This is a genomic window from Prevotella sp. S7-1-8 (assembly GCF_000758925.1).
Taxonomy (GTDB): Bacteria; Bacteroidota; Bacteroidia; order Bacteroidales; family Bacteroidaceae; genus Prevotella.
The window spans coordinates 1-22,240 of the sequence record NZ_JRNC01000006.1; the positions used below are offsets into that span (position 1 = coordinate 1).

16 protein-coding genes, 1 tRNA gene and 1 pseudogene are annotated in these 22,240 nt (G+C 51.5%); 10 read left to right on the forward strand and 8 right to left on the reverse strand.

Annotated elements, in window-relative coordinates; all coding sequences use genetic code 11:
• The 5 genes and pseudogenes from HMPREF1640_RS00695 to hsdR form a co-directional block, all read right to left on the reverse strand.
• On the reverse strand, positions 1 to 1,226 hold a 1,226-nt coding region (locus tag HMPREF1640_RS00695; RefSeq protein ID WP_197051465.1), incomplete at its 3' end, for a GIY-YIG nuclease family protein.
• A 49-nt stretch (positions 1,227 to 1,275) separates the two neighbouring features.
• Positions 1,276 to 1,749 (reverse strand): Fic family protein, encoded by a 474-nt coding sequence (locus HMPREF1640_RS00700; RefSeq protein WP_036891520.1) that lies wholly within the window; start codon positions 1,747 to 1,749, stop codon positions 1,276 to 1,278.
• Positions 1,742 to 2,761: a hypothetical protein gene (locus HMPREF1640_RS00705; protein WP_036891521.1), complete on the reverse strand. Its 1,020-nt coding sequence runs from the start codon at positions 2,759 to 2,761 to the stop codon at positions 1,742 to 1,744. The genes HMPREF1640_RS00700 and HMPREF1640_RS00705 overlap by 8 nt, the downstream gene beginning before the upstream one ends.
• A gap of 9 nt (positions 2,762 to 2,770) precedes the next feature.
• Complete coding sequence (locus HMPREF1640_RS00710; protein WP_036891536.1) at positions 2,771 to 4,282, reverse strand: class I SAM-dependent DNA methyltransferase; 1,512 nt, start codon at positions 4,280 to 4,282, stop codon at positions 2,771 to 2,773.
• Between the two features lie 90 nt (positions 4,283 to 4,372).
• A pseudogene (gene hsdR, locus HMPREF1640_RS00715) lies at positions 4,373 to 6,732 on the reverse strand (EcoAI/FtnUII family type I restriction enzme subunit R).
• Between the two features lie 554 nt (positions 6,733 to 7,286).
• On the opposite strand from hsdR, the gene HMPREF1640_RS00730 reads away from it, so the two are divergent.
• On the forward strand, positions 7,287 to 7,637 hold the full coding sequence (locus tag HMPREF1640_RS00730) for a DUF488 domain-containing protein (protein ID WP_036891537.1): 351 nt from the start codon (positions 7,287 to 7,289) through the stop codon (positions 7,635 to 7,637).
• Positions 7,638 to 7,696: 59 nt separating this feature from the next.
• On the opposite strand, the gene HMPREF1640_RS00735 is transcribed toward HMPREF1640_RS00730, so the two are convergent.
• A complete protein-coding gene (locus tag HMPREF1640_RS00735; protein WP_036891525.1) occupies positions 7,697 to 8,419 on the reverse strand; it encodes an HAD family hydrolase in 723 nt (240 codons plus the stop codon).
• 559 nt (positions 8,420 to 8,978) lie between these two features.
• On the reverse strand, positions 8,979 to 9,740 hold the full coding sequence (locus HMPREF1640_RS00740) for an amidohydrolase (protein ID WP_036891526.1): 762 nt from the start codon (positions 9,738 to 9,740) through the stop codon (positions 8,979 to 8,981).
• A 278-nt stretch (positions 9,741 to 10,018) separates the two neighbouring features.
• Here HMPREF1640_RS00740 and HMPREF1640_RS00750 point away from each other — a divergent pair, with 278 nt between their 5' ends.
• On the forward strand, positions 10,019 to 10,837 hold the full coding sequence (locus HMPREF1640_RS00750) for a M48 family metallopeptidase (protein ID WP_081935228.1): 819 nt from the start codon (positions 10,019 to 10,021) through the stop codon (positions 10,835 to 10,837).
• 155 nt (positions 10,838 to 10,992) lie between these two features.
• Here HMPREF1640_RS00750 and HMPREF1640_RS00755 read toward each other — a convergent pair.
• Positions 10,993 to 11,065 (reverse strand) — tRNA-Pro (locus HMPREF1640_RS00755).
• 254 nt (positions 11,066 to 11,319) lie between these two features.
• Here HMPREF1640_RS00755 and HMPREF1640_RS00760 point away from each other — a divergent pair.
• The 8 genes from HMPREF1640_RS00760 (at position 11,320) to HMPREF1640_RS00795 (ending at position 22,095) form a co-directional block, all read left to right on the forward strand.
• On the forward strand, positions 11,320 to 12,528 hold the full coding sequence (locus tag HMPREF1640_RS00760; protein WP_052051645.1) for a zinc-dependent metalloproteinase lipoprotein: 1,209 nt from the start codon (positions 11,320 to 11,322) through the stop codon (positions 12,526 to 12,528).
• Between the two features lie 47 nt (positions 12,529 to 12,575).
• The gene (locus tag HMPREF1640_RS00765; protein WP_036891541.1) at positions 12,576 to 13,823 is read left to right on the forward strand and encodes a 3-phosphoshikimate 1-carboxyvinyltransferase; all 1,248 of its coding nucleotides are present in this window, start codon (positions 12,576 to 12,578) and stop codon (positions 13,821 to 13,823) included.
• Between the two features lie 97 nt (positions 13,824 to 13,920).
• Positions 13,921 to 14,307 carry a hypothetical protein gene (locus HMPREF1640_RS00770; protein WP_036891528.1) on the forward strand — a complete coding sequence of 129 codons (387 nt, stop codon included), beginning with the start codon at positions 13,921 to 13,923 and terminating at the stop codon, positions 14,305 to 14,307.
• A gap of 114 nt (positions 14,308 to 14,421) precedes the next feature.
• Positions 14,422 to 17,649, forward strand: a complete 3,228-nt coding sequence (locus tag HMPREF1640_RS00775; RefSeq protein WP_036891529.1) for a lipopolysaccharide assembly protein LapB — start codon at positions 14,422 to 14,424, stop codon at positions 17,647 to 17,649.
• 2 nt (positions 17,650 to 17,651) lie between these two features.
• On the forward strand, positions 17,652 to 19,226 hold the full coding sequence (locus HMPREF1640_RS00780; protein WP_036891530.1) for a PglZ domain-containing protein: 1,575 nt from the start codon (positions 17,652 to 17,654) through the stop codon (positions 19,224 to 19,226).
• Positions 19,227 to 19,472: 246 nt separating this feature from the next.
• Positions 19,473 to 19,928: an NfeD family protein gene (locus tag HMPREF1640_RS00785; protein WP_036891532.1), complete on the forward strand. Its 456-nt coding sequence runs from the start codon at positions 19,473 to 19,475 to the stop codon at positions 19,926 to 19,928.
• Between the two features lie 7 nt (positions 19,929 to 19,935).
• Complete coding sequence (locus HMPREF1640_RS00790) at positions 19,936 to 20,892, forward strand: SPFH domain-containing protein (RefSeq protein ID WP_036891533.1); 957 nt, start codon at positions 19,936 to 19,938, stop codon at positions 20,890 to 20,892.
• A 111-nt stretch (positions 20,893 to 21,003) separates the two neighbouring features.
• The gene (locus tag HMPREF1640_RS00795) at positions 21,004 to 22,095 is read left to right on the forward strand and encodes a UDP-N-acetyl glucosamine 2-epimerase (RefSeq protein ID WP_036891534.1); all 1,092 of its coding nucleotides are present in this window, start codon (positions 21,004 to 21,006) and stop codon (positions 22,093 to 22,095) included.
• The last annotated feature ends 145 nt before the right edge of the window (positions 22,096 to 22,240 follow it).

Consider the following 22,240-nt stretch of genomic DNA (forward strand, 5'->3'; position numbering starts at 1 on the left):
TCTTTTATTTGTTGAAGCAATTCTTGGGCTGTGCCTTCTCCTGCAATCTGAGGAACAAGTCTGCCTTGAATAGCTTCCTGTAGAATGGACTTTTTTAACTGTTCTTTTATCTCCTCGTTCAACAGATTCAATCTAACTTGGCATAGACCATAATTATCCAAGAACGAAGACAATTGTGTTAGTTTTTTAATGATCCTATCTTGTTCCTTTGTTGGAGGTACGGGCAATAACATTTTGGCAAGTGTTTTGCCATTACAATTTGGTTGAGCTGTGGCTATAGTTCCATTTTTGAGTTGTTCCCAATACAACTGACTCTCCATAAACGACTTCATGTAACGAGGATTAAGTAAAGAGCTGTATCTCGTTCTTATCAAATACCCAGCATAAATGGCTTTTTCTGGTATTTCTTCAACTAAAAATGATTTTCCTACGGTACCACCTGTTCGTGCAAAGAGAATGTCGTTAACTTTCAACAGGTACGTATCAATATCCTTTTCTTCGATTTGACAATATGGTACGTTGTCCCAAAAAACGCAATTTTCGTGAATGTCGCTAATGCGAACCATTTTTATTGTACCATGTACCAATGCTGGAGCATTATATCCATATTGGATAGATTGGGATATATTACCCCAACGCTCCCATTCCCACCCTTGTGGAATCTCAAACGGCACTTCGTCATCAATGCACTTCACCTCGCCCGTGGCGATTATCTTCTCATAATGGGAATTGTCGTCACCACGGTAGATAATGGATGCGTTTTTGTCACGCTTGATTTTCTTCTCCTTGATCAAGCGTTCTTTCTCTTTGCGAATCTTTTCAAGCAATACGCTTGCTGGCTCAAAATTTTCAGGTTTATCAACAACCTCCTTTTTGAACCATTCTCTGCCAGCACCAGACTTTAAGTATTTTTCCCTTTGCAATGCGGCTTCTTTAGAATAATGCATTTCCCAATAATATAATTGTTTGGGCTTATGCGTTTTTGTGTAATCTGCACCAGTTCCATTGCAATGTTGTTGGTAGCGTCTCAAAAGATTATCCGTAAATCCTTTATAAAAACTGCCATCTTCACACTCAATTACATATGTAAACCAACACTCCTTACCTTTATCTCTTGGTTCAGGGTTCGTCATTAGAGTCTTGCCTGCCTGTCGGCAGACAGGCGGTACAAGTTTTCCCTGTATCGCCCATTGTAATATGCTGTTCTTTAATTGTTTTCCGTTCATTGTTCTTTACTTTGTGAATTGGCTAACCGGTGATTAGCCAATTCATAAATTATTCATAGTCTTCACCTCTGACGCCTAACTCCCCTTTGCTCATCGCATTGGCAATGTCTATCTTCAATTCCTCATCGTAATCCTCACCATTCATGAAACAAGTCATTATGCGGAGAAGCAAGTTTTGGTCGATGTTGGATGCAGCAACATGATAAACGATTGACTCCATCTGACGCATAAACGTTGTCGCTTGCCAAAAGTAGGAGTTTTTGTATAGAAAATATGCTCCAAGTGTCAAGGCAATACGTTTGTTACCATCATTAAAATAATGACCAGAACAGAACTTGAACACCAAATAACAGAGTTTATCGGCAAAGTCGGGATAATACATATCATTCTGCACGAAATCGAGAGAGGCAAGAATGCCGCCCTCGTCTCTCACGCCTTCAAATCCACCATCACTGGCATCTATCATCTTGCAATAGACATTAATGGCTTCATCGTAGCTGATATATAGAGTTTCCTTATTCATCGTTATCTGCTTGTTTCAATCGTTTCAATACATCCTTGTTCTCTGCAAGGATATTGTCAAAATCAATTGATTTTTCACCGATAAAACGCTCATACTCCTCTGGCGTTACTGCTTTCAAGTATTCTGCAATATTTCCATGATAGGCGTCACGGAAACTATAGTCACGAGAAGCCATTTTGGTGCGAGCATCATTAAGATAAGGCTTTTGCATAGGATGTTCTGCCAAATCATTGACAATTGCCTTCACTTCTTCCATTGACAACAATCTACCGCCATTTTCTTTGAATCTTTGCTGTATGGTAGCACCCACGCCATTCTCAAATGAGGATATGACAAGCAGCACCTCTGCATAGAGTGTGTGACGCACATTGTCTTTTGAATCAAGGGACAATACGTTTCTGTATTCCTTGGCATTCTCCTTGAACGCAGCCTTGTATATATAGTCGGTCACTTGGGAATACTTGTAGGTCTTGTGTCCTGCTACACACTGGTTCATAGCCGAAGTAAGGTTCTTACGGTAGTTTTCTTCTGTAATGGCGGCTGGTATGTAGTTCACATCCCGTCGATTGATATACTTTGTTCCACCGCCTGTCTTTTCATTGATTGTTGCTATTACTATGTCCAAGATGGCACTGCGCAAAGCCTTTGCCTTTTCACTCTCAGCCAACAGCATTCCGATATTAAGAAACGAGCGAAAATTGAACAGACCCAGTTGCGTAGTCTTGCTCCCGACATTTATGACGGGAGCAAACTGTAACTTTAAATCTTTCAGCCGTTTCCCCTTACATAAAAAGTATCCATTGGCAGATAATTCTGAACTATAATTTTCGATATATCGTTCTATTGTTCGTTCTTCAACTTCATAGAAATCTGCTACCATTTTCTTTGTGAAACGATATTCGCCATCGAACATCATTCCTGTAATGTCCAATGTCTTTTGTATGTGTTCAATCGCAAAACGATTGTTCAATACATTCTGACGCTCTATGTTTGATACTGTCAGATCCTTCATGACTTCGTATTATTCGTTATCAATTTGAATATTTATCCCCAAGATACGCTGTATCTCAGCCAAGGTCTTGTCTATTTCATGGTCGAGAGCCTTGCGTTTCTTGAAATAATTGGCAAGCAGTTCGGCAGGAGGCAGGATTTCCTCATCCTCTTTCGGGAACTTACACAAGTCGAAGTTACAATCAGTATCTATCAACTCCTGCACAGGGTAGCTGCGCGCCTTCTCGTCACCGTCGGCAATAATCATCTCCTTGCGGTCGTCCCACCACTCACGGATAGGGTCGCAATGCTCCGATTTCATGGATTTTGTCTTGGAGAAATGCTTATAACCCTCTGGCATGTCGAGACGATAGAACCAAGTGTCCTTAGTGGAGAAACCTTCGGGCGCGTCGTCTGCGCGGGTGTTGTCGAAGAACAGTATGTTTGTGGCAATGGAAGTGTAAGGAGCGAAGATGCTGCCAGGCAAACGGATGATGGTGTGCAGGTTGAAATCGCGAAGCAACTTCGTCTTGATGGCAATCTTTGTGTTGTCAGCGCCAAAGAGGAAACCGTCTGGCACAATGACCGCCGCGCGCCCATTCTTCTTCAGTCGGTACATGATAAGCACCATGAACAAGTCGGCGGTCTCGCTGCTGCGCATGTCAGAGGGGAAATGTGACTTGACATCAGCCTTCTCGTTGCCACCGTATGGAGGATTCATCAACACCACATCAAACTTGTCATCGTCCGTATAGTTGAGCACGTCCTTTGTAAGCGAGTTGTCGTGAAACACCAATGGCGTGTCGATACCATGCAGCAACAGGTTTGTCACGCACAGCATATATGGGAATTGCTTTTTCTCGATACCAAATACAGATTGATTGTACTCCTTACGGTCTTCCGCTGTCTTTACTTTTTTATCCAGTTCGCCCAGCCAACTCGTAATAAATCCACCTGTACCACAAGCGAAGTCAGCCATTTTCTCGCCAATCCGTGGATTGACGATTTCTGCCATAAACTTGGTTAAGGCTCTGGGAGTGTAGAACTCGCCAGACGAGCCAGCCGACTGCATTTCTTTCAAGATGGTTTCGTATATCTCACCGAAGGCGTGGCTCTCTTCATAGTCGCCAAGGTTTAATCCGTCAATTACATTGATCACTTGGCGGAGCTGCACGCCATCCTTCATATACTGGTTGGCATCCTCAAAAGTTGTCTTGACAATCGCTTGACGAATTGGGGTGTCTGGCGTTATCTCTATTCTTTTTAGCTTGACAAACAAGGTGTTGTTGACAAACGCAAGCAAATCATCACCCGTCAAGGCATTGCCGCTGCCATCGTCATGCGCCCAGTTGCGCCAACGGCATTCCTCGGGAACGATAGACTTGTAATCGTCATCGTCCAATTCCCAGTCGTTCTCTTTCTCGTCATAGACTTTCAAAAACAGCATCCATGCCATTTGCTCTATACGTTGCGCGTCACCGTTGATACCAGCGTCATTGCGCATGATATTGCGTACCCGTTTTACGAAATTTGATAAACTCATCTGTTGTTTCACATTGTGCATCTTTTCTCGCCACGACATAGCTCAGGAAATCTTGGCTCTGTTCGTTTGGCTTGTCGAAAAGTTTCTATTTTACGCTATATTATATATGTGTTGCTCCAATTCCTTCACGGCATCAAGATAACCTTGCTTGCCACCGAAGAATTTCACGATGTTCGCCTTGGAACCCAATTTGCGGAAAGGATCATTCTCAAGCACGGTAAGGCTTTCCAATTCCGAAATACCCTCTTTGATGTACTTGTCCAACAAGGCTTCAAGCACGCCGCGTGCCTGTTCGCCATACTTGCTGAAGATGTCTCGCTTCTTCACCTGCTCGGCGCGCTCATGCCGTGTAAGCGTTTTCTTGCCATAGGCTATATGGCAGATGAAATCGAAATCATCCACATCGTCCATGTTTTCCGCGCGCTTCAACGCCGCGAGGTCAATACCACTTTCTTTGAGCATTTCAGCGATGTCAGACTTTTTCTTGGTTTCTTGCCACTTCGTCGTGAACGTGTCAATCGTTGCGTATGTGTCGATGATACTTTTCTTGGTATAGTCTGTTACGCTCTCCGTACGAAGCAACTTGCCGTTTGTGTCATAGACAGAGACTACCTTGTTGATAATCATCACTTGGCACCCGTCCTTGGCCACTATCGGTTTGGGGCGTGGCGCAGGTTCTGGCTCTTTCACCCCAGTGGCTGCGCTCTCTTCTGGAAGCACATACGGCGCAGGCCCTTTTTCTTTGGGCGGATAGTTGGGGTCTATCTCTATCGGTCCGTCCCAATCGGGGTCCGCGAACAATCGTGTCACATTGCGGAAGTCCATAACTGTGAAATATGTCTTTCCCTCCTTTTCACGAAGACGGGTGCCACGGCCTATTATCTGTTTGAACTCTGTCATGGAGCCTATTTGTTGGTCAAGGACTATCAGTTTTGTCATTTTGCAATCAACGCCAGTCGAAAGCAACTTGCTTGTCGTCGCTATGACAGGATATTTCTCCGCGACGGAGATGAAGTAGTCCAACTTGCTTTTTCCGTATTCGTCACTACCTGTTATGCGAACCACATAATCTGGGTTTTTCTTGCACATGTCAGCGTTGGCGTTCGTCAAAGCCATGCGCATGCGTTCCGCGTGAGTCTCGTCCGCGCAGAACACGATGGTCTTTGCCATGCGGTCCGTGCTTTTCAAATAGTTGGTTATCTCTCGCGCCACTTCCCTGATGCGGTCTTCTATTACAATATTATAGTCGTAGTCGCTATTGTATAGATACGGTCTTCTATCTCGTTGCCGTGTATGTCCTTTTGTCCTTTTGTTGGTCTCCACTCATCGCCTATGTTTGTCGTGATGTTGATTACCTTGAATGGGGCGAGGAAGCCGTCCTCTATTCCATTTTTAAGACTGTAAGTATAGACAGGCTCGCCAAAATAGCCAATGCTTGATTGATACTTCGTTTCTTTCGGGGTGGCAGTCATGCCAATATGAGTGGCCGAGGAGAAGTAATCCAAAATGTTTCGCCAGTTGCTGTCATCTTTCGCGCTGCCTCTATGACACTCGTCAACGATAACGAGGTCAAAATAGTCGGGGTTTGGAAACAACTCTTGGTAATTCTTGGCATCGTTCTGCCCAATCAGCTGTTGATAGAGCGCGAAAAACACTTGATACGAACTCAATTCCTCCAAGTGGTTCTTGTCTTTTGAGTAGTCTATCTTGTGAGTCACCTTTTCCAGTGGCTTAAAGTCCTGTTGTATGGATTGGTCAACCAAAATGTTGCGGTCGGCGAGGTATAACACTTTCTTCTTCAATTTGCTATGTAGCAAACGCCATACTATCTGAAAGGCAGTATAAGTCTTGCCCGTTCCAGTTGCCATGACGAGGAGCGCGCGACCCTGTCCTTTTGCTATGGCGTTGACAGTGCGGTTGATGGCATTGCGCTGATAATATCGTGGTGGAAAAATATTCTGGCCTGTGCAGTAAGGCTGCGCGATGACAGCCAACTCTTGGTCATTAAGCCCGTTGCCACCGTTAGCCTCGCTTTTGTATCTTTGGATAAGTTCCTCTTTCGTAGGAAACTCTTCCATGGCAAAAGTGCGCTCCTTGCCTGTCAAAAAATCATGTTCTGCAAAGCCTTCGCCATTTGAGCTGTAGGCAAATTTCACGTCAAGCATTTGGGCATAGGTCTTGGCTTGTTGCAATCCGTGGGAGACGGAGTGGTTGGCGTCCTTCGCTTCTACAATGGCTATGGGCGTTGCCTTGTTCGCATAGAGCACGTAGTCGGCAAACTTCGGCCTCTCTCTATGCACAAGATTGCCACGAAGGCTGATTTTGCCGTCCGTAAACCTAACCTTCCGTTCCATGAATATGCTATCCTTTGGCCACCCTTTGCTTGTGATAGCTTCATTGATGTAACGGTACTTGACATCCTCTTCCGTTAATTCTTTGCTTATGCCCATGTTCAAATAATATTTTATTATCAGAAGTTATACTGCATAATAATTTGCGTAGACGGGAAACTATGCGTTCATTTCACTCTCTCGTTCTCTTCGGCAATTAAATTTTTGAGGTCAACTTCTAAAACTCGTTGAGATTTTCAAGACGTGTCTCTAACTTGGGTTAGTGTTTATTTTCGAGCGGGACGATTGACGGCGATAAAGTTCTTGCCTAACTTTTTTGTCAGCCAATTTTGTGAGATACTTTTGCTATCCAAGATGTCTTTAATCTTGTTCAGATTCATAGTTCACCGAATTTACAGCAAATATACATTATTTTTTGCGATAATCCATTTAGATCAAGCACATTTTGCGCGAATTCTCCAATAAAACTATCGTGGGTCGACGCGTCGCCGAGCCTCGCGCGCCACGCGCCGAAAATATTTCGGCCTCGTTTCTTGTCTCGTTCGTGGCTAATGGCTATCTTTGCGCTTGTCGCGAGCCTTGGGCGTCGACCGTTTGGCGTCGTTGCTCAAACGCGTCGCCAAATAATGTTTAGCGCAAAAACGATTGATAAAATGAAGATTTGCTTGAAAAGGGTTTACGAGGGCGCCGAGCCCGGCGATGGCTTTCGCGTCTTGGTGGATCGCGTTTGGCCCCGGGGCGTCAAGAAAGAGTGCGCGCGATTGGACAGGTGGGCCAAGGAGGTAGCTCCCTCCACGGAACTGCGCAAATGGTTCGGGCACGACCCGGCTCGTTTTGACGAGTTCTCTCGCCGTTACGAGGCCGAGCTGGCCGTGAGCGAGGCTTACGCTCAATTCGTGGCCGAACTGCGAGCGCATGACGTGGTAACCCTGCTCTATGCCGCGAAAGACGAGACGCGCAACAATGCCGTGGTGTTGGCCAAGGCGTTGGCCAAGCAAGGGTGAGCGCGGGCCGTCCGCAAGCGCGCCCGGGCGCGGACCGCATGGGCGCGTGGTGCCCTGCGTCAGCGCATCAACGTCAGCACGTCTTTGATGTCATGCAGCTTGAAGAGGCGCTGATGGTCGTACTCTTCGGTCTCCTCATGCCGCCAAGTGGTGTGAAACGGAATGTGCGCGGCCCATCCGCCAAGCCGCAGCATCGGCTCAACGTCAGACTTGAACGAGTTGCCCACCATGAGCGTCTCTCCGGCGTCGACCTCGAACAAGTGGCACAACCGGCGATATTCGGCCTGCGTTTTGTCGGCCACCACCACGATGTCATCAAACAGCGGGCCCAAGCCCGACCGCTCCAACTTGTTCCGCTGGTCTAACAGCTCGCCCTTGGTGAAGACCGCCAACCGGTATCTGCCTGTGTCTCGCAGCCCTCGCAGCGTGTCGGCCACGTGGGGCAGGGGCGTGGCTGGCAACGAGAGCAGCTCCTTGCCGAGGTTCACGATGCGCAGGATGTCTGTCGCTGGCACGCGCCCCTCGCTAATTCTCACGGCCGTCTCGACCAGCGATATGGTGAACGCCTTGCAACCATAGCCCAACAGGGGCATGTTGTCGCTCTCTGTGCTGAAGAGGGCTGCCGACACCTCGTGGGCGTCGCCGAAGGGCGCGAGGATGTCGCAATAGGCGCGCTCAACGCGCGCGAAGTGAGACTGGTTGTCCCAAAGCGTGTCGTCAGCGTCAAAGGCGATGAGGCGCACCGAGCGCGCGGGTGATGTGTGGCGAGGGTTCTCGTTCATGTGGCGTGTGCGTGTTTGTTTGTTTTTGAAAGTCTGTTTGATGGCGCGAATTTAAAAAAATAAGAATGGGCGAGCGCATGCCAACCGTTAATATTTTATAATGGACAGGTCGGCCGCCCAAGTAAAATGTTGATAAAAAATCACGAAAACAGGCCTTGCGCTACCATTGTTTTTAGCGCGAATTTTGCGGATTTTGCATGTCAAGCCACGCTTTCCGGTGGCGTTCTGAGAGTTTTCTCGGCCCATTGCTATCCCATCATGTGTCGATAAGGTAGCTATGGGGTGCCCTATAAGCCGCTATCGCGCCCCCATCGGGCGTTGATGGCGGCATGAATAGTTACCAATGGCGAGGGCAAGGAAAAACTTTTTAAGACAAGGAAGCGCGTTTTTCTTTATAAGTGATTGATTTGTCGCCGTTTGAGGAAAACTCGCGTGCGTGGCGTATTTGCGGCCAATGTGCGTGGTGGTGGTAAATACGGCGATTTTAGAACATTTTTGTCGGTTTCTTTCAACGTCTTTTGGAGGTGGGCGATATGCGTTGCCCGCGTTGCCTTGGTGGTCAATCCGCCAGCGTGAAATTGTCCGCGTCTGGCAGGACGGCAAAGCGTCTCCTCGCTTCTAAGAGCTCGTCAAGGCTCAGGTCGGCCGTGGCCACGCCGGGCAGCCCGTGCTGGCAGCCGGCGATGGTACGCCCTTGGAAATCTATGATCTCGCTGCCGCCACTGTATTGGCAAGTGGGGTCTTGGCCCACGCGGTTGACGCCCACCACGAAGCATTGGTTCTCGATGGCGCGGGCGCGCAGCAGCGCGGTCCAGGCGGATAGCCGAGATGTGGGCCAATTGGCCACGTACACCGCCATGTCATAGTCTTGCCGGTTGCGGCTGAACACTGGGAAGCGCAGGTCGTAGCACACCTGCAACAATATTCTGAAGCCCCGATAGGCCACCACCACGCGTCGGCGCCCGGCCGTGAACCGCTTGTCTTCTCCGCCATGGCTGAAGAGGTGGCGTTTGTCGTAGTGCTCCACGTTGCCGTCTGGCCATACGAAATACAGGCGGTTGAAAAACCGTCCCGCCTCTTTGGTGGCCACGCTGCCCATCATGGCGCATTGGCGCGAGCGAGCTTGCTCGCTCATCCATCTGATAGACAGGCCGTCGCTCTCGGCGATGTCGTCAGGATTGGTGGCAAATCCCGTCGAGAACATCTCGGGCAGCACATACAGGTCGGCGCCCGTGTGGGTGTCGAGCATGCGGCCGATGGCTGTCGCGTTGGCCTCCGGGTTGGCCCATGCTATGTCTGTTTGGACGATACTTACTTTCATGCCATTGTTTTTACATCATGTTATGAGGTGCGCGCGCGCTGGCTTTTGGGGCCAAACGACCATTGGCGCGCGTGTGGCTGGCTTTGCGCGCGTGAAGATGAGACAAAAATATGCAATTATTTTGAGAATATAGCCACGATGCGTCGAAAATCTGGAAACGCCAACTTGCCGGTCGCGCCCATAGCTTTAAAAAAGATAAAAAGTGGAGAGGATTGGCGCCGAGTATAGTTAATAATCACTATATTTGCAAATATATGAAAACATATAATATAGTCAAGATGAAAAAGTTAAAATTTTGGTTTATGACGGTGGTGGCCTCCATGCTGGTGTCGGCGTGCGGAACCACTTCCACGGTGCCAATCACCGGTCGCAAGCATAATATATTGGTGAGCGATGAGCAACTGATGTCTCTGAGCAGTCAGCAATACAACGAGTTTCTCAAGAAGAGCGTGTTGTCTTCCAACTCGGCCAACTCGGCCATGGTGCGCCGTGTGGGACAGCGGTTGGCGAGGTCTGTGGAAACCTTTCTCAGGAATAACGGCGCGGCCAACGAGGCCAACAAATTCGCTTGGGAGTTTAACCTTGTCAAGGGCAAAGAGGCCAACGCGTTCTGCATGCCGGGCGGCAAGATAGCCGTGTACGAGGGCTTGTTGCCCTACACGCAGAACGAGAGTGCGCTTGCCATCGTCTTGGGTCACGAGATAGCCCATGCCGTGGCTAAACACTCTGCCGAGCAAATGTCTAAAGCCATACGCCAGCAATATGGCACGGCCATATTGGGCACGTTGCTCAACAACGCCGTGGGCAGTGGCGTGGGCGACATCGCCTCGGCGTTGGCCAAGCAGGGCTTTTCTTTCGCCAATCTGAAATACAGCCGCGACAACGAGTTGGAGGCCGACCATATCGGGCTTGTTTTCGCGGCCATGGCAGGCTACGATCCACGCGCGGCCATACCATTCTGGGAGCGTATGTCAAGTGGCAAGGGTGGGGGCAGCGATTTCTTGAGCACGCACCCCGCGGATTCCAAGCGCATAGCGGCCCTGCAAAAAGAGATGCCCGTGGCCATGCGGTACTACGAAGCGAGCAAGGCGAGGTGACACGTGGCTTGCCTTGACGTTATATCCCATTCGCCATAGTCGCCGCTCGCGATGTGAGACGGAGCCAAGAGCGGCCGACTTGAATGGGATGAGGCAATTTGCGGGAAAAATAAAAAAGAGCTGCAATCAATCGATTGTCAGCTCTTTTTGTTAAGTCGGGATTACTGGACTCGAACCAGCGACCTCGCGCCCCCCAGACGTGTGCGCTACCAACTGCGCCAAATCCCGGACTTGTGGGTGCAAAGATAGGCATTAAACGTGACATGGCCAAATTTTAGTGTAGGTTTTTAATTCGTTTTAAATATTTAATGTTATTATGTCAATGGTTTGTGGTGGGGTTGGCATATTATTTTGTAAATTTGCGGTATAAAGTGTGGCGGCGCGGCCGCGCCCCATCTTTGCGAAACGGTTGTCGCGACAAATGTCAACAACGCGGGGATGGCGCGGCCCGAAAACCATGACAACAACAAAATGACAAGCGGATGAAACACTTAGCGGCGATCTGGGCGACATTGCTCTTGTTGATGGCATCGTGTGGAGGAGACGACGGCTTGGGCCCGGCGACGGCGACCGGCGTGGCGGACCAAGATCAGGATGAGACCAAGAGCCCCGTGGACGACAACTACGAATACCAGCTGCCCGTGATATTCCACGTGCTCTACCAAGACAAGGACGATGCCACGCAATATATACCCGCGCCACGGTTGAGAAGCCTGCTGCAATATGTCAACGAGATTTATAGCGGTGGAATATATGGCAAGAGCGCCAACATGGGATTGCGGTTTGTGCTGGCCGAGCGTGACGAGAACGGGCGCGCGCTGCCTACCCCGGGAGTGGAGTACGTGCGCTATACGGGCGAGTATCCCATTGACGAGGAGGCGTTCATGTCCGATCGCGCGAACACGAAATACATGTGGGACCCCAACGAGTACATTAACGTGATGATGTACCATTTCAAATCCGGCGGAGACGGTGAGGTGCTGGGGCTGTCGCACATGCCCCTGACCATCAAGGCAGACCATCCGTTGGAGGGCCTGCAGACCGTGGACAGGAAATATATCAGCAAGCGACAGTTGGGCAACATACTCTGCTCGTCTATCAACAGCGTGTATGCCGGGCGGTCGCCGGACGGCGGCTATTTTCAATCCAACAGGTATACCGACGGCCAGCATCGCACCATGACGCTCGTGCCCACCGACATCGTGGTGACCTTGGCGCACGAGCTGGGCCACTATCTTGGCTTGTTCCATGTCTTTGCCGAGAGCGTGGGGCGTGACGCCAAGGGCGAGGTGTTCAACGTGGTGGACTCTTGCGCCGACACGGATCACTGCAAGGACACGCCCTCGTACAATCGCAAGGAGTACAATAATTTCCTAAGAGATTACATGTTGACCACGCCTCGCCAAAAGATGGACGCCAATTACCTCATAGGGCGACACGCTTGCGATGGGTCTAAATTTCTCAGCGACAACGTGATGGATTACTCATTCACCATGGGCTACAAATTTTCGGCCGACCAAAAGGCGCGCGTTCGCCATGTGCTCTACTACAGTCCGCTCATCCCCGGCCCCAAGCTCAACGGCGCCAACAAGCGCACACGAGGCTCCGAGGAGCGCGAGGACGCTCTCAATATCAAACCAAGAATGATCAGGCACCAAGCTTCCAAGAAGTTGCCCCATGTCAAAATATGACAACGCGAAGCCATGAGGCCCATCAGCACAGAACTTATCTCTTGTCCATGACCTATAAGATAACAGCTCCACAGCGGCTCGAAGCCACTATCAATTTGCCCGCCTCAAAAAGTGTGAGCAATCGCGCGCTCATCATTAACGCGCAGGCTGGCGCGCCCGTTTTGCCCCAAAACCTCTCCGACTGTGACGACACGCAGGTGGTGATCAATGCGCTTAAAACCAATCCGCCTGTCATAGACATCCATGCGGCGGGCACGGCCATGCGGTTCATGACGGCTTATCTCGCCGTGACTGAGGGTGAGCATGTCCTTACCGGCACGCCGCGCATGAGGCAACGTCCCATCGCCCAGCTTGTCAACGCGTTGGTAAAGCTCGGCGCAGACATAGCCTATGAGGGCGAGGAGGGTTTCCCACCCCTGCGCATCAAGGGCAAAAGGCTGCCCGGCGGGCGCGTGGAAATGCCGGCCGACGTAAGCTCGCAGTACATCTCCGCCCTGTTGATGGTGGGGCCAACGATGGAAAACGGGTTGGAACTGCGGCTCACGGACGACATCGTGTCGCGCCCATACATAGACCTGACGCTGTACATGATGAAGGCATTTGGAGCCGACGCCGACTGGACCGGGGGAGACATTATCACCGTGAGACCCGTGCCATACAAACCTATACCTTATGTTATAGAGAGCGACTGGACCTCGGCCAGCTATTGGTACGAGATGCTCGCGCTCTCAGAGGATGCCAACGCCACGCTGACTCTCAACGGATTGACCGACGGCTCCAAGCAGGGCGACTCGGCGGTAAAATACATCTACTCGTTATTGGGCATCAAAACCACCTTTGTCGATGCAGAGAATGGACGGCCCTCAGCCGCGCGAATCGCGCCGAGAATGGGGCGTGTGCAGCGGTTGGACTTTGACTTCGTGAACTGTCCGGATCTTGCCCAAACAGCCGTGGTGACCTGTTGCGCGCTCGACATACCGTTCCATTTCAAAGGATTGGGCAGCCTAAGAATTAAAGAAACAGACCGCATAGAGGCTCTCAAACGCGAATTGCGTAAGGTAGGGATCCTCATTCATTGCGAGAACGATTCTGAATTGGTATGGGATCGTGGGCGCTGCGAGGCGTCGTTCGAGCCCATCGACACCTATGACGACCATCGCATGGCGATGGCTTTCGCCCCCTTGGCGTTGAAATATCGCACCCTGCGCATGAACAACCCTAATGTGGTGGCCAAGTCATATCCCCGATTTTGGGACCACTTGAGGCTCGCCGGCTTCGACATCGTGGAAGAATGAGCGACAGGCCGGGGTTCGCCCCATTCGCCCACGCTTATTGAAAACGCGCCCGTCGCGACGACAACGCAATACTTTTTATCACCAAACACCGCGCCACATGCTATATCTCTTGCTATCGCTTATCGTTTTGGGCTTTGTCACTGCCATCATGGGATATGTGTCTTATCGCCGACACGGCGAGGAACCCATCGCCGAGGCGGAGACCGGCAACTGCGCCACCTGCGCGGACCCTACCGCGGAATGCGAGCAGGTGTGCTTGATGAGAGCTGCCACGAAACCCGTGGAATATTTTGACGACGAGGAGCTCGACGCTTACAAGGGCCGCTCGTCTGACGCCTACACGGAAGAGGAGACCGACGAGTTTGCCGAGGTGCTGGAGACACTCCGGCCAGAAGAGGTGCGGGCATGGAGCCGAAGCCTCACGTTACGGGGCATCAACATGCCAGACGGCATCAAGAGCGAGTACATACAACTGGCCGAATGACAAGGCCATGGGTAAATCAAGACAACATCGCCAACGTCGCGAGAAAGGGAAAGACCATCATATTAAAGTAACATTTATCAGTTGAATAACAAGCCACACACGCTTATCCTTGCCATGGCAAGCCTCGCGGCTCTCCTCATGGCGTGTTCCACCGAGAACAACACCGCCCGGTCTCGGTGGTGGCACTCGTTCAATACCCGGTATAACGTGTACTACAATGGCAACTTGGCCTATATAGACGGCTCACTCGAAAAGGAAAACGGCAACAAGGACAACTACACGGAGCTCATACCTCTCTACGTCGTGGGCAACAAGCAGAGCAGGGATTTGGGCAAGGCAAACTTTGACCGGGCCATCGTGAAGGCGGAAAAGGCCATCAAGTTGCACAGCATCAAGCGCAGGCCAACATGGGACAAGAACCGTCGGAAGACCGAGCGAGACAGGGAATGGCTGGGCCGGAAGGAGTACAACCCATTCTTATGGAAGGCCTGGATGCTCATGGGGAGGGCGCAATTCCACCAAGGCGACTTCGACGCGGCGGCCTCCACGTTCAATTACATGAGCAGGCTTTACCGCACGCAACCAGCCATCTATGGAAAGGCAAGGGCATGGTTGGCCAAATGCTACATAGAGAACAACCAGCTCTACGACGCCGAAGACGTGATAAGAGATATGGAGCGCGACTCCATACACTGGCAGGCGCGCAAGGAATGGGACTACACCTATGCGGACTATTACATCCGCACGGAGCAATACGGGAAGGCCATACCTTGCCTCAAAAGGGTCATCAAGCGAGAGATGCGCAAGAAACAAAAAGCCCGCGAGTGTTTCTTGCTGGGACAGCTGGAGGCTGCTTTGGGGCGCAAGGCCGAGGCGTACAAAGCCTATCAGCTGACCATTCGTCAAAACCCGCCATACGAATTGGAATTTAACGCCCGTATAGCCCAGACGGAGGTGATGGCAGAAACCCACACCAAAAAGATGGTGTCGAGACTCAAGCGTATGGCCGCCTCTGACAAGAACAAGGACTATCTCGATCAGGTTTACTATGCCATTGGCAATATCTACCTGGCCCAGCGAGACACCGCCAAAGCCATAGCCCACTACGAGCGGGGAGCCGCCAAGGCCAAGCGCGAGGGCATTGAGAAAGGGACGCTGCTGCAAAGATTGGGCGACTTGTACTGGGTGCAAGAACGATACAGTGACGCCCAACGTTGCTATGGGCAAGCCATCGGACTGCTCGACAAGGAGCGGGCTGGCTATGAGCGGCTCGCGCGACGGTCCAAGGCTCTCGACGAGTTGGTGCCATACACAGAGGCCGTGCACCTGCAAGACTCGTTGCAGGCGCTCGCCAAGATGGGCGAGCGCGAGCGCAACATAGCCATAGACCGGGTGATCGTGGCGTTGAAAGAAAAAGAGAAAGAGGAACGACGGCGCCAACAGGAAGAGGAGGCGGCGCAAGTGACGCGACAAAACGAGCTGATGGGCGATGTGGACGACGAACTCACGAGGCCCATGCCAAGCCCGCGACAGCGGGATGGCGCTTGGTATTTCTATAACCCGATGGCTGTGCAGCAAGGAAAAAAACAATTCGCGCGGTTGTGGGGCAAGCGCGACAACGTGGACAACTGGCAGCGGGCCAACACCACTGTGGTGGCTGGCATGGGCGCGTATGACGGGACACCCGAGATGACCGATGCCGCCCGCGACTCCATCGCTCGCGCCGAAGCCGTGGCCGACTCGCTCGGCGAGGCGCCCGACAGCGTGCAAAACGACCCATACAGTCGCGAGTATTATTTGGCACAGATACCCTTCGATGCCGACCAGAAGGCAGCCAGCGACCTCATCATCATGGACGGCCTTTTTAACAGCGGCGTGATTTTCAAGGACAAGTTGGACAATTTGCCATTGTGTGAGCGGGCGTTGACACGATTGGTGGCGCAATATCCCACTTACGAGCGAAATGACGAGACCTACTACCACCTATTTTTGCTTTACGCGCGCATGGGACACATGGCGCAGGCGGAGGGGTACGTGGGTCGACTGAAGGCCGAATACCCCAAAAGTCAGTGGACAAAGATACTGTCAGACCCTTGCTTCGCGCAAAACGCCAAGGAAGGGACACACCTTGAAGACTCCATCTACGCTGCCACCTACGCTGCTTTTAAGGCCGGCAGGTATGGCGAGGTGGGCGTCAACGCCAAATTGTCCGAGACGAGATTTCCGATGGGGGCCAACCGCGACAAATTCTTGTTTGTAGGCGCGCTGACCAAACTTGACGGTGGCGATGCCAGCGGATGCTTGGCAGACATGAGACGATTGGTGGCCGACTATCCACAAAGCGGATTGGCGGAGATGGCCGGCATGATCCTCAACGGAGTGAGCGAGGGGCGCAAATTGCATGGCGGAAGGTTTGACATAGGCGAAATTTGGGCTCGGCGCAATGTGGTCTTGAGTGACAGCGACTCCATCAATGCCAAGAAATTGAGCAATGAGCGCAACACCAACTTCGTGTTTATGTTGGTGTATCAACCAGACTCCGTTAACCAAAACAAGTTGCTATTTGACTTGGCTCGTTACAATTTTACAAGTTATTTGGTTCGCGATTTCAATATCAGCGTCGTGGAGGACAATGGCGCAAGGCGCATGCAAGTGAACGGTTTCCGCAATTATGACGAAGCGTTGCAATATGCGCGAGAGGTGCTTAAGCAAAAAAACATGGCCAAACTTATCGGCAAGGCACGCCCTGTGATCATCAGCGAGGAAAATCTCCCATTGCTGGGCGCAAACTACAGCTATGACGATTATGCCGCCTTTTATGCCAAACACTTCGCTCCACTGAAGGTATCCACGTATCGTTTGCTCACAGAGCCGGCAGAGGTGTCGACACGGCCAAGTGAGAAGGCGCAGACCCCTGTTAGCGAAACCGAGATAGACAATTCTCTCAACGATACGTTTGTAATGCCCCAAATATCAACCCCCACCAATGGCACTACCATTCCCATGAACGATACCCCAGCGCCAACACCAACAAGAGACCGGCCGCGCGCCACCACCATACCGGCCGAGCCGGCGCCAACCGCGCGACAGAAAGTTCCCATGTTGAGCCACGGGGCTGACGTTATCCTTGACGATGCGGACGGCGTGCCGCCAAGCAAGGCACGCCCGAAAGCGGCAAGGAAGCGTGCCGCGAACACTCGTGACAAAATATCCGCCAAGGACAAGAAACAAAATGCCAAGGGCAATGACGTGAAGAACAAAACGAATGTGCCGAGAAAGACAGAGCCGAGACGTGAAAATTACGACTTGGAAGATGAGTATTATGATTTAGAAGGATTTTAAAGATGAACAACGGAACTATACTTTGGGTGGACGATGAGATGGACATGCTCAAGCCTTACACCATTTTCCTTGAGAAAAAGGGCTACTCCGTGATGACCGTGAGCAATGGCAGCGACGCCATAGAGAGGTGTCAAAAGCAGACGTTCGACCTTATTATGCTCGACGAGATGATGCCCGGGCTCACCGGCTTGGAGACATTGCAGCGCGTCAAGGACATACAGCCGCAAACGCCTGTGGTAATGGTGACCAAGAGCGAAGAGGAGAATATCATGGAACAAGCTATCGGGTCGAAAATAGCCGACTATCTCATCAAGCCTGTCAACCCTGCCCAAATTCTTCTGACGCTAAAGAAAAACATACACCGAAAGGAGATCGTCACCGAGGTGACGCAGACTGGCTACCAGCAGGAATACCAACAAATAGCCACGCAAATAGACCAATGCGACAGCCATGCCGGATGGATGGACATATATAAGCGCATAGTGCGATGGGAGATAGAGCTAAGCGCCGCGAAGAGTGGCATGGCCGAAATGCTGCGAATGCAAAAGGCGGACGCCGACGTTGGCTTTGCCAAATATATAAAAAAACACTATATAGACTGGGTGAAGCCGTCATTGCCCGTGGCGCGCCACAAGCAAGCGGACAGGCCCTTGATGAGCCAAGACATATTCAGGGAGCGAGTGTTCCCGGCCCTTGACAATGGTGAGAAAGTATTTTTCGTACTGATAGACAATTTCCGCTGGGACCAATGGCGATTGCTCGCCATGGACCTCGGGGGGCAGTTTGACATGGACGAAGACATGTACATGAGCTTGTTGCCCACCGCCACGCAGTACGCGCGCAACGCCATTTTTAGTGGACTTATGCCCAGTGATATAGCTAAGATGTTTCCGAATTTGTGGGTAGACGAGGACAGTGAGGAGGGCAAGAACCTGAACGAGGCTCCACTCATACAGACACAGATAGACCGTTATAGACGGCATTGCAAGTTCAGCTACAGCAAGATAAACGACTCGGCCGCCGCCGAGAAATTCTTGCAGCAGTACAACTCGCTCGCCACGAACGACCTTAACGTTGTGGTGATCAATTTCGTGGACATGCTCTCGCACTCGCGCACGGAGTCGAGGATGATCCGCGAGTTGGCCAACGACGAGAGCGCCTACCGCAGCATCACGCTGAGCTGGATGCGACACTCCGTCATCGCGGACCTCTTCCAACGCTTGGCGGAGAGCGATTACAAAGTCATCGTCACCACAGACCACGGCTCCATACGCTGTTTCACCCCCACGAAGATTGTAGGCGACCGGAACACCAACACCAACTTGCGGTACAAGCTCGGAAAAAACCTGAGCTACTCGGCCAAGGACGTTTTCGCCATCAATGACCCCCGCATGGCGCGGTTGCCCTCGCCCAACGTAAGCACAAGCTATGTTTTCGCCACGGGACACAACTTTTTCGCCTATCCCAACAACTACAACTACTACGTGTCATACTACAAAGACACTTTCCAGCACGGCGGTATATCCATGGAGGAAATGCTCATACCGCTTGTCACGTTGCGCCCGCGCAGGCGATAGGCTCGCTTGCTCGCTCAATCTTTGGGGCCGGAGATCGACCCAAGTGTTGGAGAAGGCACTTTGGCCAAGGTCTAACGCAATGCCATTCAATACGTCGTGACGTCATGACATGTCGCTAACCCACCGGGGCTGCCCATAAACGCCATGTATGACATTTAGTTGATTATTTCATGTTAAATCGTTGGCGAAATTAAATATTTTATTTAACTTTACAACTGTAAAACTTTAATCCGAACAACATTAACAATGATAGATTACCTTAATAGTCATTTTTGGTTGGTATGGACGCTGATCACCGTGCTGGCTTTGATATTAGAGGTCTCGACCGGAACTTTCTATTTGATGTGTTTTGCCATTGGCGCCGCCTGCGCTATTATCGCTTCGCTCCTGTGCATTCCATTTTGGACGCAGGTTGTCGCGTTTGTCGTTTTCTCCGCGCTGAGCATTTTCGCGGTGCGCCCATTTGTCTTGAGATACTTGCATAGCCATGACAATGGCCGGCTGAGCAACGCCGACGCGCTGATAGGAAGGGAGGGCCTGCTGATCGAACCCATTACCGAGCAATCGGCTGGGTACGTGCGAGTGGATGGCGACGAGTGGAAAGCCGTGAGCGCGGATGGCTCTGACATCGAGAAAGGAGCGATGGTAAGAGTGGTGGGCAGGGAGAGTATCATTGTTACAGTGGAACGTATTAACCAATAATTATAGTATGTTAACAATAGGAACGTATGTTTTAATCGGATTGGTCGTGTTGGTGTTGATTTTTGCCAAGGCCGCCATTGTCATCATCCCGCAGAGCGAGACCAAAATCATAGAGCGTCTCGGTAGGTATTACGCCACATTAAAACCGGGAATCAATGTTATCATCCCGTTCGTGGACAGGGCAAAGACCGTTGTCACAATGAACCGAGGACGGTATGTGTACAGCAACTCCATAGACCTGCGCGAGCAAGTGTACGACTTTGACAAGCAGAATGTTATCACCAAGGATAACATCCAGATGCAAATTAACGCGCTGCTCTATTTCCAAATCGTGGACCCGTTCAAGGCTGTCTATGAAATCAACAACCTGCCCAACGCCATTGAGAAGCTCACGCAAACCACGCTGCGTAACATCATCGGCGAGATGGAGTTGGACCAGACGCTCACCTCGCGCGACATTATCAACACGCGCTTGCGCGGCGTGCTCGATGACGCCACCAACAAGTGGGGCATCAAGGTGAACCGCGTGGAGCTGCAAGATATCATTCCGCCACAGAGCGTGTTGCAGGCCATGGAGAAGCAGATGCAGGCCGAGCGCGACAAACGTGCCATCATCCTGACGTCCGAGGGCACCAAGCAGTCGCAGATACTGAAGTCGGAGGGAGAGAAGGCCGCTATCATCAACCGGGCCGAAGCCGACAAGCAGCAAGCCATATTGCGCGCCGAGGGCGAGGCGCAAGCGCGCATTCGCAAGGCCGAGGCCGAGGCCGTCGCCATAGACAAGATCACGGAGGCCGTGGGAAACTCCACCAATCCGGCCAACTACCTTTTAGCGCAAAAGTACATCCAGATGATGCAAGAGCTCGCCACTGGCGACCAGAACAAGACCGTGTTCCTGCCCTACGAGGCTACCAACGTGATGGGAAGCCTTGGTGGCATTAAAGAATTGTTCAAGAACTCATAACTCCGCCTCGCCTCGCGGCATGCCCGACGTGCCGCAAGGCGAGGCATGATGATGGTGGGCTTGAGGCGCGCCATCATTTTTTTGACACCATAAACATATAAAAGAAGAATTATGAATGTTTGCATAGTATGCGGAGCCCGCCCAAATTTTATCAAGGTGGCACCGGTGATCCGCGCGTTGGAGTCGGCAAAAGAGCGTGGCGAGACGGTAGACTACCACTTGGTATTCTCTGGAGACGAGACTGACCCAACGCTCGAGAGATCGCTCTTTGACGACTTGGGCATACGCCGCCCGGACGTGTATCTTGGCGTGACGTGCGAAAATCTCAACGAGCTTACGGGCAGGGTCATGGCAGCCTTTGAGCGCTACCTGCAAAAACACGCCACCGACACGGTGGTCGTGGTGGACGACCTCGCCTCCACCCTGGCCGTGGCTATCGTGGCCAAGAAACAAGGAGTCAGGTTGGCGCACATAGCCGCCGGCACGCGCTCGTTCGACATAGCCATGCCCAAGGAGATTAATCGATTGGTGATAGACGGCTTGTCGGACATACTTTTTACCGCTGGCATGAGCAACAACTCCATAGCCAACCGGGAAGGGGCGGAGCTGTCCAAGGTGTACATGGTGGGCAATGTGCTCATGGACAACATGCGATACATCAGGAACACACTGCAAAAACCGGCCATTTTCGATGAGCTGGCACTTGCGGACAGGGGCTACCTGCTGTTTACGCTCAACCGCAAGGCTCTCATTGGGCACCGCGACAATCTCGGCAAGATGCTTGACACCATCGTCAGGAAGCGTGGCGGCATGCCAGTGGTGGCACCGCTGCGCAGGCTTGCCAAGCAGGCCGTCATGGACGTTTTGGGCGACAAGGCCGAGCGGAATTTCATCTTCGTGGAACCGCTGGCGTACCTTGACTTCTCCTATCTTGCCGCGCATGCCGCCGGCGTGATTACCGACTCGGGCAACGTGGCCGAGGAAGCCACTTTCAACCAAGTGCCGTGCATCACGCTGAACAGCTACACGGAGCACGTGGAAACGGTGAAAGTTGGAACTAACGAACTCGTGGACGAGGACCCGTCAAAACTTGGGACGCTGCTTGCCAAGATGGTGGCCGGCACATGGAAAAAAAGCGCGCTGCCTGAGCGTTGGGACGGCAGGACGGCCGAGCGCATCGTGAAGATATTGCTTGACAGTTGAGTATGGAGTAAGCCGAGACAGTGACAGGTCTCTGGCCAAACGGATAAAAACCCCTGATAAGCACAACTGTCCTAAAGGTTAATCCCTATTTGACAAGTAGAGCTTTATCTGTAGAAAAGGCCCGCGGCATGTTATAACACATGCC